This window comes from Pseudomonas sp. LJDD11 (genome assembly GCF_024584215.1).
Classification (GTDB): domain Bacteria; phylum Pseudomonadota; class Gammaproteobacteria; order Pseudomonadales; family Pseudomonadaceae; genus Aquipseudomonas.
Genome location: NZ_JANJFL010000039.1, coordinates 1 through 11,213, shown reverse-complemented (window position 1 = coordinate 11,213; position 11,213 = coordinate 1). Strand labels below are relative to the sequence as shown.

Genomic DNA, 11,213 nt, shown 5'->3' with positions numbered 1-11,213 from the left:
CGCTGCTTGCTACGCGTACCGGACCGTATACGCGAGTACTGCTGACATGAACCTGCGCCGCCTCAAATATTTCGTGAAGATCGTCGATATCGGCAGCATGACCCAGGCCGCCGACATTCTGCACATCGCCCAGCCGGCCCTGAGCCAGCAACTGGTGACGCTGGAGGCCGAGATGCAGCAGCAATTGCTGATTCGCACCAAGCGCGGCGTGACGCCCACCGAAGCCGGCAAGGTGCTCTACGCCCATGCTCAGTTGATTCTGCGTCAGTGCGACCAGGCCATGAGCGATGTCACCTCCAGCAGCCGTGCCCTGTGCGGCAACGTCTCGGTCGGGCTGGCGCCTGGCACCGCGGCCTCAAGCCTGTCAGTACCGCTGATGCGCCGGGTACGCGAACTGCATCCGGGCATCACCCTGTACCTGAACGAAAACTTCGGCACCACCCTCAGCGAACTGATCATGAACGGTCGCATGGACATGGCCGTGCTGTACGGCGGCCGCGAGATTCATGGCTTGTCATTCGCCCCGCTGCTGCGCGAGCAGTTGTACCTGGTCAGCGGTGAGGCGCGCTTTGCCGACCTGCCGCAGATTCCACTGGCAGCGGTGGCCGGGCTGGACCTGCTGCTGCCACGCCCCTACAACGTGATGCGCCGCCTGGTCGACGAGGCGTTCAGCCAGGCCGGGCTGAGTGCCACGGTGATCGCTGAAGTGGAGTCGGCCACCACCTTGGCCAGCGCAGTGGGCGAATGCTTTGCCTCGACCATCCTGCCGGAGTCTGCGGCACGCGCGCTCAGTGAGCATCAGGACGTTCATCTTTGCCGCATCGTCGACCCCGGCATCGAAGCACCGCTGACCCTGTGCCTGTCAGGCCATCTGCCGCTGTCGGTGCCGGCCCAGGCCGTCAAGGGTATCCTGCTGGAATTGATCGCACAGATGCGCGGCACCCTGAGCAGCGCCCGGGACTGAGCGCTGCGCAGGGCGTGGAGGTCAAGCGTGAGGTCAGCCCTTGACCGCGCTTGCGGGTACCTTGTCAGCCACTACCAGCGGCGCTTCAGGCCGACGTGCGTAGCGCTGCGCCAGCCAGGCGCAGACCATCAACTGGATCTGGTGGAACAGCATCACCGGCAGAATCAGCAAGCCGATCGTGCTACCGGCAAACAGTACCTGGGCCATGGGTACGCCGGTGGCCAGGCTCTTTTTCGAGCCGCAGAACAAAATGGTGATACGGTCTTCAACACTGAAGCCCAGCAATTTGCCCAGCAGCGCAGTGATGCCCAGGGCGATGGCGAGCAGTACGCAGCACCCCAGCACCACCCAGAGCAGCATCACAGGCGGCACCTGTTGCCACAAACCACCAATCACGGCAGCACTGAATGCCGAGTAGACCACCAGCAGGATCGAGCTCTGGTCGACGTACTTGAGCCAGTTCTTGTTGCGCCCCACCCAGTTGCCGATCCAGCGCCGGGCGATCTGACCGGCAATGAACGGCACCAGCAGTTGCAGGCTGATCTTGCGGATCGCTTCCAGGGTCGAGCCACTGTCACCGTGTACGTTCATCAGCAAGGCCACCAGCAACGGCGTGAGGAAGATACCGATCAGGCTGGAGGCTGCCGCACTGCAAATGGCCGCCGGGATATTGCCCCGTGCCAGGGACGTAAAGGCAATCGCCGACTGCACGGTAGCCGGCAGCGCACAGAGGTACAGAAAGCCCAAGTACAGCTCAGTACCCACCAGCGGTTGCAACACCGGCTTCATTGCCAGCCCGAGCAGCGGGAACAGGACGAAGGTGCAGCAGAACACCAGCAAATGCAGGCGCCAGTGGCCGGCACCGGCCAGAATGGCTTCGCGTGACAGCTTGGCGCCGTGCAGGAAGAACAACAGGGCGATGGCGATGTTGGTGATCCAGTCGAACGCTACGGCAACCTGGCCACTGGCCGGCAGGAAGGTGGCGGCGACGACCACCGCAAGCAACGTGAGCGTGAAGTTGTCCGGCAAGAAACGCGAACGGGCCATGGGTAAAGGTCCTTATGAGCAAAATAGCCTGCACACCTTAACGCTGATTGGATGTTCCGGCTAACGCGACAATGGCATCAAATGTCGATTAACGGACAATCTGCGCAGTTTGATGGCCTTATGGAACCTAACAACGGCACCTGCGTCCTATGCCCGACAACCGGCAAGCACCCGGTTGACCCTGCGCAGGCACGCCGTTGCCGCGCCTGTGCCACATCCCACTGGAGTCATCATCGACATGAACGTCTCGTTCCGCCCGCACTGGCTGCTCGCCCTCGCCCTGCCCCTGGCCCTGATCGCCTGCGGCAATGACGAACCCAAGCAGCGCGCAGCTTTTACCGAGTTCCTGCAAACCCGCATCGTCGACAAACCCGGTGTCCGGGTGCCCAAGCTGACCGCCGAAGAGTCCAAGTCGTTTGGCGACTACACCCGCCATTACGCAGTGATCAGCGATTTCAACGGTGACATGGACGCGGCAGCCAAACCGCTCAGCGGCCTGTTGCAAAAAGGTGCAGTGCGTTCGCTCAACGATGTGATCGACCGCCGCGAAGACATCAAGACCGCGCAGGCCGGTCTCAACGACATGGGCGTGCAGCTCAAGGAGCACAAGGCCAAGGCCGACAGCGCCCACGCCCAGCTCAAGCAGCCAGACGATTTGAAGGTGGTGTATGACAAGGCCTATGCAAAGACCGTGAGCGTGCCGGCCGATACCTTTCTGGAGGTTCTGCCGCAGATCAATGGCACCCTGGACAGCAGCCTGAAAGTTGCTGACTACGTGACCGCGCACAAAGAGCAGATCGATATCAAAGGCCCGGAGGTCACTGTCAAGGATCCGAACGTACAGGCAGAGTTGAATACCCTGCTGCAGGAACTCAACAGCCAGGCGCAAGCCGTGCAGAAGGCCCAGCAGAAGTTGCAGGGTGTGATGCTCGGGCGTTGATTCTCGCACAGCGGCGCTGCGCTGCTGCGCCGTCCTGGCACAGTAGCGCAGTCATAAGCTGTAACGTTCCAGCAATTGCGGTAACGAATCTGCCGTGGGTAGATTTCCGTGAACCTCTATTCAGGAAGCCAACCATTGGACTCTCTCACCCAGGCTGTGCTCGGTGCCGCCATTCAAGGTACGGTCTTGGGCCGCGTACAGGGCAGGCGTTCGTTGCTGTATGGCGCAGCATTAGGCACGCTCCCCGACCTGGATGTGCTGATCAGGTACGCTGACCCCGTGTCGCAGATGACCTTCCATCGCGGCTTCTCGCACTCTGTCTTTGTCCTTACAGCGCTTGCCCTGCTGCTGGCCTGGGGGGTTCATTGGCTAGCCAGGCGGCGCTGGCCGGATAAGGGCTATACCTATACCAGACTGTTCGTGGCCTTCTGGCTGGTACTGCTGACCCATCCGCTGCTCGACTCATTCACGGTCTTTGGAACCCAACTGTTCTGGCCGTTGCAGTGGGTGCCAGAAAGCTGGTCAGCGGTTTTCATCATTGATCCTGTCTACACCGTGCCACTGCTGGCGGCTGTTAGCTACGCGCTGGTCAAAGGTCTTGCCGGACGTGCGACCTATGTCATGGGAACGGCGCTGTTGCTGAGCACGGCTTACCTTGGCTTGTGCCTGGCGGGCCGGGTGGTCATCGAGCAGCGGTTTGCCTCGGTGCTGAGCCAGCAAGGTGTCATCGTAGCTGACGTGCGCGCGGTCCCGATGGCGTTCAACAGCCTGGTATGGCGGGTAATGGCCAAGGCGCCGAATGGGGAGTACTACGAGGGTGTGAGCAGCATCTTTGACCGGGCGCCCCCGGAAATGCAGCGCCATCGTTTCAACCTTGAACTGGCCAAGCCGCTGACCGACGTGCCGTTGCATGATCGGCTGCGCTGGTTCACCGATAACTGGCTGCGGTACGACATCGTTGCCGGGGGCTTGATCGTCACCGACCTGCGCATGGGTACGCCTGGCAACTACACCTTCCGCTTCAAAATGGCCCAGCGCAATGCCGCTGGCAGTTGGGAAGCAATCACCCCCCAGAGGCATCGCAGTGCGGGCCCTGATGCTCTGTTCAATCGCCAGGACCTCAGCCTGATCTGGCAGCGCATCCTCGATCAACAGCCACCGCTGCCTTTGGCAGCATGGACCAGCAGATACCTGGCTGAGACCGAGGGGCAGTGAGCGGCTCCTACGGGGCAATGCCGATCAGTCAGGCGGTCGTCTTGCGCACCGCCGGTTGCTCGAACCGGACGGCTTCAGCAGCCATCAGCGACGCTGAATGGGCCTCAAGCAGTGGCGCATTGGCAAACAGGCTGCGGGTCAGGCTGTAGCCGGTCAGCAGCATGTAGAACGCGATCGGCAGGCCCACCACGATACTTGCCATCTGGATCGCCACCAGCCCGCCAGCAATGATCAGGCTGGCGGCAATCGCCCCTTCCAGTACACACCACAGTACCCGTATCCAGTTCGGCGGGTTGATGCTGCCCAGTGAGTTGAGCATGCACAGCACCTGGGTGCCGGCATCGGCCGCGGTGACGAAGTGCACGGCCAGCAGCAGGCAGACAATCACACTGAGAATACCGCCCACGGTCGGCCCGTCCAGACGCTCAAGCAGGGTGAACATCGCCAGGGTGGTTTCCTTGCGGGTCGCCTCCAGCACCGGGCCACCCTTGAACTCGCCAGCCGCCTGTTGTTCGGCGACCGGCAACTGCGCATAAGCGTGGCGGGCCTGCTGTTCGTCCTTGAGCGACGCGCCGCCGAACACCGCCATCCACAAAATAGTCACCATGGTCGGCACCAGCAGCGCCCCGAACACCAGTTCACGGATGGTCCGGCCCCGGGAAATACGCGCGATGAACAGGCCCACGAACGGCCCCCAGGTCATCCACCACGGCCAGTAGAACGCAGTCCAGCTTTTCTGCCAGTCTGTATTGGCCTGGGTGTCGGTCCAGAAGCTCATGGCGACGATGTTCTGCAGGTAGTCGCCGGTCGATTCGAATGCCAGGTTCATGATGTAGTTGGTTGGCCCCAGGGTCAGCACCACCAGCATCAGGCCGAAGGAGATCCACATGTTCAGGGTCGACAGGCGCTTCATGCCCTTCGACACCCCGGCCACCAGCGAGATCGAGGCAATGATCGTCACCACGGCGATGATCGACAGCTTGAAACCCATGCTCACTGGCACGCCGAACACCTGATGCAGGCCCATGTTGATCTGCTCGACCCCCAGCCCCAGCGATTGGGAAACGCCGAAGGCGGTCACCGCACCGCCGACAATGTCCACGGTATGACCAATCGGCCCGTAGATGCGCTGACCAATCAGCGGATAAAGGATCGAGCGCAGCGCCAGTGGCAGCCCTTCGCGGTAGGCGTAATAGGCCAGGCCCAGGCCGATGATGGTAAAGATTGCCCAAGGGTGCAGACCCCAGTGCAGCAGGGTAATGCGCATGGCCATCGACGCGGCCTGATCGGTCATCCCCGCAGTGAACGGGTTGCTGGCGTAATGCAGCACCGGTTCTGCAACCGACCAGAAGATCAGCCCAACGCCCATCCCGGCGCTGAACAGCATGGCAATCCAGGCGGCAAAGCTGAACTCTGGCGCTTCATCGGGGCGGCCCAGTTTCAGACTCCCGTGGCGGCTGAAGGCGATCACGATCAGCAGCGCCAGGACGCCGCTGACCAAGGCCAGGTAGAACCACTTGAGATTCTCCAGAATGGCGTCGGAAGCGCCTTTGAACACCCCCGCTGCCTGGTCACCATAAGAAGCGCAGAGGATCACGAACGCGACGACGATGGAGATCGACCCCACCGTCACAATAGGGTTGAGGCCTTTGAACAGGCCTTGTTTTGCACGCATCAACGATGTCCTTCTTATTCTTGGAAAATGGGTGAAGCGTCCCCCCTGCGGGAGCGGGCCTGCCGGAGTGCCGGACCACAGCGAAAAGGCCGGGAAATTCACGGCATCTGCTGCGAATGCGCCGCCGTCTTCGCCAGCAAGCTGACTCCCACCGAGCTGCCAGACCAGCAGTGGGCTTACAGATCGACCACCAGGTCCGAGGTCGGGCGGCTGCAGCACAACAGGCGCAGGCCCTTGTCAATTTCACGCTGGCGGATGCCACCGTTGTGGTTCATTTCCACGCTGCCTTCCAGCACCGCGGTCTTGCAAGTGCCGCACACGCCCTGGCTACACGAAGACGGCACCACCGCGCCAGCGGCCTTCGCCGCCGCCAGCACGGTCTGGCTGGCGGTCATGGTGAACTCCTTGCCGGAACGGGCCAGGCGCACGGTAAAGGTGCCCTGCTCCTGGCCTGGAGTGGCGGCTGGCGCAGGCGCTTCGGCCACCACTTCGGCAGTGATATCGAAGCTCTCCTGGTGGTAGCGCTGCATGTCGAAGCCGGCACTGCCGAGCAGCGACTTGACCGCGTCCATATAGCCCTTGGGTCCACAGGTAAAGACTTCACGCTCTTGGTAGTCAGGAATCTGCCGTTGCAACTCTTCGACCGACAGGCGCCCTACCGGCCCGCTCCAGTCCGGCTCGTCACCCAGGCCCTCGCAGAAAAACAGGGTGCGCAAACGTGGCATCGAACGCTCCAGACGCGCCAGCTCATCACGAAAAATGATGTCCTTGGGGGTGCGCGCGCTGTGCACGAAGACAATGTCCAGATCCGCGTGCAGGTCGGCAGCGGCGCGGGTCATGGCCATTACCGGGGTGACCCCGGAACCGGCCGACAGGTACAGCAGTTTGCGCGCCGGTGCCGCCACCGGGGTGAAGATCCCGGCAGGTCCCGAGGCTGCCAGTGCATGACCGGCGCGCAGGTTATCGTGCAACCAGTTGGACACCGCGCCGCCCGGCACCCGCTTGACGGTAATCGAGAAAGTGAACGGCCGGGTCGGCGTCGAGGACAGCGTGTAGCAGCGTGAGACGCTCTGCCCGTCAATGACCGGCGATACGGTGAGGAACTGCCCCGGCTCATAAGCCAGTGCCGAATAATCCGGGCAATGGAAAGTAAAGGTCTTCACGTCGTGGGTTTCATCCACGACGCTCAGGCATTCGATGCGCCTGGTATCGCCGCTGCCCCACTGGGCGCCATAGGCGCTCCAGTGGTCGGTGTCGGCAAAGCGCTGGTCAGCACGCAGGCTGGCCACGTTCTGCTGCAGGTTCTCGAGCATATTCATCGGCGGTCAGACTCCGTGGGCGGCGAGGCGCGCGCGATACCAGCGAGCAAACTGGTCGACATACGGCTCGGTGAATTCGGAATACGGGCCAGGCGCGAACGCCGGGTCCTGAGTGCCGCTCTGGGTGATCGCCACCAGTGCCGCGTCTTGCTGGGTGGTCGCCACCCAGACTTCGGTGAGCCGCTTGAGGTCATAATCGACGCCTTCTACGGCGTCCTGATGCACCAGCCATTTGGTGCGCACCAGAGTGCGGTCCGGCGACAGCGGGAAAATCCAGCTGATCATCGCGTGGTCGCTCATCACGTGCGCCCAGGCGTTGTTGCCCCACATGTGCGTATCGCCCAGATCGTGCCGGGTCAGGTTGCCCAGCAGCTTGGTGCAGGCCACTTTGGTGTCGAGTGTCTGCGACTCGCCGGCGCCTGCGATGATCATCCGCTGGGTGCGAAATTGAGTCGGCGCGTTGTCGTCCAGGTGCTCGACGGTTTCATACAGCAGGCCGTCGCTGGCCCAGCTGGCTTCGATGCCGGCCTTGCGAATCTGATAGGCGTCATAGGAGGCCCGATCGGCTTCGCTCATTTCTTCCAGGCTTACCCCCAGGTCTTCAGACTGATAGGAGACGATCAGTTCCGGGTGGGTGCCTTCGCAGTGGTAGCACTCGCGGTTGTTCTCCATCACCAGTTTCCAGTTGCCGTTTTCGACATAGTCCAGCTCGTAGGCAATCCGGGTTTTGCTCAGGTCAAACGGCTCGAAACGCGGTGCCATCGCCGCCTGTAAATCGGCGATGTCCTCAGGCGGATTGTCGGCCAGGCACACCAGTACATGGGCGCCGACCACTACACAATTGACCGGGATCAGACTGCGGCACTTGGGATCAAAGCCTTTGCCCATGTTCTTGGCATGCTTGAGGCTGCCGTCCAGGTCGTAAGTCCATTGGTGATAAGGACACACCAGCATGCCCACAGTGGACTTGCCGGCCGGTTTGAGGCGTGCGCCACGATGACGGCAGACATTGCGGTAGGCGCGAACCTGCTCATCGTCGTCACGTAACACCAGAATCGAAGTCTTGCCGATATCCACCGCATACACATCACCCGGCTCCGGCACGTCGGCGGTGACCGCAACGGTGATCCAGTGTTTGTGAAAGAACACATCGACATCGGTCTCGAAAACATCCTGGCGACTGTAAAGTTCGCCATCCATGCCAAAACCGGGGCGGCGTGCATCGAGCAATTCGCTATGCGATTTGTTGGGTGAAGTACTCATGTTGACCCTCAGGCACTTTATTTTTTTGTTTGTTAACCCAGCACAGGTTTGAGTGGATTATCAAAGTGCCCCGAAAGTGCGTCAATGCGCTTAATTTTACTTCTCCCATCACTTCAGGTTATTCAGCAATTTCCTGCACCTGAACCGCTTGGGTTTTTACTTGCAGCCATTGCGCAATCGCCAATACATCCGGACTAACACAATGACCATGTGGCACCACCAGGTAATAAGCATCTTTGGGGCGCACGACAAACGGCTCCAGCCGGACCAACGTGCCGGCGTCAATAAAGTGCTCCACCATGCGCCCCCAGCCTAACGCCACACCATAACCGTTCAACGCGGCCTGCACCGCGTCGGTATATAAACTGCAACGCAAGTTGTACTTCAGCCCGGCCAGGTTCACCCCTTCATCCTTGAACCAGCTTTGCCAGGTCACCCAGCCTTCGGAGGTGGCGTCAGCATCCAGCAAACCGGCACCGGCCAGTTCATCGAGGCTCAGCGGTATGGGATTGCGCGCCAGCCAGGCCGGCGAGCACACCGGGAAGACCTCTTCTTCGAATAGCAACAGCGCGTGGCCGTCGTCCCACTCGCCGTTGCCAAAGCGCACATCCAGGTCGAAATCCGGGGTGCGCAGGTTGCCGGTGAACATCTGGGTGGCAAGGCGCAGACGGATATGCGGCAAGGTCTCGCTGAGGCTGGCCAGCCGCGGCATGATCCGGCAATGCGAGAAGGTGGCGGTCGAGCCCAGCACCAGTTCGCGCTTGTCACTGCCCTGGGTGATCTGGTCAAACCCACTGGCAATTTTTTGCAGCGACTCGGAGATGATGGCAAATAACGTCTCGCCGCCTTCGGTCAGGTAGATGCTGCGGTGCAGGCGCTGAAACAGCTGCACGCCGATATTCTCTTCCAGCACCTTGATCTGTTTGCTGACCGCCGCCTGGGTGACGCCCAGCTCCTTGGCGGCCAGGGTAAAGCTGTTCAGCCGTGCGACTGATTCGAACTGTAACAGGGCAGTCATCGACGGGATGATGCGCCGGTAACCCTTCTGGGTACTGCCAGCTTGCTGGGTTTTCATTATTGTTCCGCAATCAGGTTTTAACGAATCAGGTTTTCACGAATCAGGTTTTAACGAACAGCTAGCAATAAACAGGCCGACAACGCATGGAGCCTATCGCTCGGGTCGCCATCGTCCGGTCATCGCGCTCAGGCCGCGGCCAATATAGATATCCGCACACCGCCCTACAATAGCGAAGCCAGGCAGCAGCACCCTGCATAACCTGAACTCATGCAAGAGACACTTTAAGTTATCCAGCCATTGACCACCCCGACACCCGCCAACCCGACCTGCCGCCCGATCATACAATTTGACCCATCCATACAATCAAGCCCTTGCCACCGGGATTAAAGTGAATCAAGTTCTGCAAACACGAGCCTCCCTTAGTGCGCAATGAACGATAATTAATAAAAACAACGCCTTGTTAGCAGGCCATCTTTCAACCCACGCCTGCAACAAATAAATCGCCCTACCTTTTTACTCGCTCACTGTGCTGAGCGGCCTGCCAATCACCAGCCGGCATCCAGAACGTTTAGTTGGGTCTCAGGCATTAATTGGTCACAACTATAATAAAGAGGGTCGTATGAGTGATACCGATGAAATCCTTGCGGTAAAAAACATCTTCAAGGTCTTTGGTCCGAATCCGGACATGGCCATGCAGATGTTGCGCAACGGAGCCGATAAAAACGAAATATTCAGCAAAACCGGCCATGTGGTCGGTGTCTTTGACGCCAGCTTTTCGGTCAAACGCGGCGAAATCTTCGTCATCATGGGCCTGTCCGGTTCGGGCAAGTCGACCATGGTGCGGCTGTTCAACCGGCTGATCGAACCCACCTCCGGCAGCATCCACCTCAATGGCAGGGAAATCACCGGGCTGTCTGATAAAGACCTGCTGGATGTACGTCGGCGGGAAATGGCCATGGTGTTCCAGTCGTTCGCCTTGATGCCGCACATGAGCGTGCTGGAGAACACCGCTTTCGGTCTGGAAATTTCCGGCGTGGCCGAAAAAGAGCGTCACGCCCGTGCCAGTGAAGCGCTGCGCCAGGTCGGCCTGGGCGCCCATGAGCACAGCTACCCGCACCAGTTGTCTGGCGGTATGCAACAACGGGTCGGCCTGGCCCGCGCGCTGGCCAACGACCCGACCATCCTGCTGATGGACGAAGCCTTCTCGGCGCTCGACCCGTTGATTCGTCACGAGATGCAGGGTGAGCTGATCCGCCTGCAGGCCGAGCAGCAACGCACCATCATTTTCATCTCTCATGACATCGAAGAAGCCATCCGGATCGGCCACCGCATCGCGATCATGGAAGGCGGCCGGGTGGTGCAGATCGGCACCCCGCAGGAGCTGATCAACCAGCCGGCCAATGACTACGTACGCACCTTCTTCAAGGGCTTCGACAGCTCGCGGGTGCTCAAGGCCGGTGATGTGGCGCGCCTGGACCCTGGCATCGTGTGCAAACTCAATGGCAAGGCGCCACAGTTCAAAACCGGCAACGATTACGGCTATCTGATCGACGAGCATGGCCACTTGTTGGGCGTGGTCGACACCGATGCGAGCGGTGTTCCGGCGCCAGAACGCTATCGCCTGCATGAACAGCAGCCGGTGTACACCGACACCCCGCTGCACGAAGTGCTCGGCATCGTCGCCCGCCTGCCCTACCCGGCTCCGGTACTGGACCGTGGCGGTGCGTTCAAGGGCACGATTTCCAAGACCCTGTTGCTCCAGACCCTGAGCC

At 60.6% G+C, this 11,213-nt stretch carries 9 protein-coding genes; 4 read left to right on the top strand and 5 right to left on the bottom strand.

Annotated features, from left to right (window positions below; translation table 11 throughout):
- Positions 1 to 46: 46 nt before the first annotated feature.
- Entirely contained in the window at positions 47 to 964 is a 918-nt protein-coding gene (gene nac, locus NRB16_RS27355) for a nitrogen assimilation transcriptional regulator NAC (RefSeq protein ID WP_253116697.1), read from the top strand.
- Between the two features lie 33 nt (positions 965 to 997).
- On the opposite strand, the gene NRB16_RS27350 is transcribed toward nac, so the two are convergent.
- A complete protein-coding gene (locus NRB16_RS27350; RefSeq protein ID WP_253116700.1) occupies positions 998 to 2,011 on the bottom strand; it encodes a bile acid:sodium symporter family protein in 1,014 nt (337 codons plus the stop codon).
- A 238-nt stretch (positions 2,012 to 2,249) separates the two neighbouring features.
- Between NRB16_RS27350 and NRB16_RS27345 the strand changes: the two genes are divergently transcribed.
- Positions 2,250 to 2,951, top strand: coding sequence for a DUF3053 domain-containing protein (locus NRB16_RS27345; RefSeq protein ID WP_257107409.1), 702 nt, complete (start codon positions 2,250 to 2,252; stop codon positions 2,949 to 2,951).
- Between the two features lie 135 nt (positions 2,952 to 3,086).
- Positions 3,087 to 4,166, top strand: a complete 1,080-nt coding sequence (locus tag NRB16_RS27340) for a metal-dependent hydrolase (RefSeq protein WP_253142564.1) — start codon at positions 3,087 to 3,089, stop codon at positions 4,164 to 4,166.
- Between the two features lie 28 nt (positions 4,167 to 4,194).
- Here the strand turns inward: NRB16_RS27340 and NRB16_RS27335 are convergent, their stop codons facing one another.
- From NRB16_RS27335 to NRB16_RS27320, 4 genes are all read right to left on the bottom strand, one after another.
- Positions 4,195 to 5,841 (bottom strand): BCCT family transporter, encoded by a 1,647-nt coding sequence (locus NRB16_RS27335; protein ID WP_257107408.1) that lies wholly within the window; start codon positions 5,839 to 5,841, stop codon positions 4,195 to 4,197.
- Positions 5,842 to 6,017: 176 nt separating this feature from the next.
- On the bottom strand, positions 6,018 to 7,160 hold the full coding sequence (locus NRB16_RS27330; protein ID WP_257107407.1) for a hybrid-cluster NAD(P)-dependent oxidoreductase: 1,143 nt from the start codon (positions 7,158 to 7,160) through the stop codon (positions 6,018 to 6,020).
- 6 nt (positions 7,161 to 7,166) lie between these two features.
- The gene (locus tag NRB16_RS27325) at positions 7,167 to 8,423 is read right to left on the bottom strand and encodes an aromatic ring-hydroxylating dioxygenase subunit alpha (RefSeq protein ID WP_257107406.1); all 1,257 of its coding nucleotides are present in this window, start codon (positions 8,421 to 8,423) and stop codon (positions 7,167 to 7,169) included.
- Positions 8,424 to 8,541: 118 nt separating this feature from the next.
- A complete protein-coding gene (locus NRB16_RS27320; RefSeq protein WP_257107405.1) occupies positions 8,542 to 9,498 on the bottom strand; it encodes a LysR substrate-binding domain-containing protein in 957 nt (318 codons plus the stop codon).
- Between the two features lie 562 nt (positions 9,499 to 10,060).
- Here NRB16_RS27320 and proV point away from each other — a divergent pair.
- A partial coding sequence (gene proV / locus NRB16_RS27315; protein ID WP_257107404.1) for a glycine betaine/L-proline ABC transporter ATP-binding protein ProV occupies positions 10,061 to 11,213 on the top strand: 1,153 nt, incomplete at its 3' end.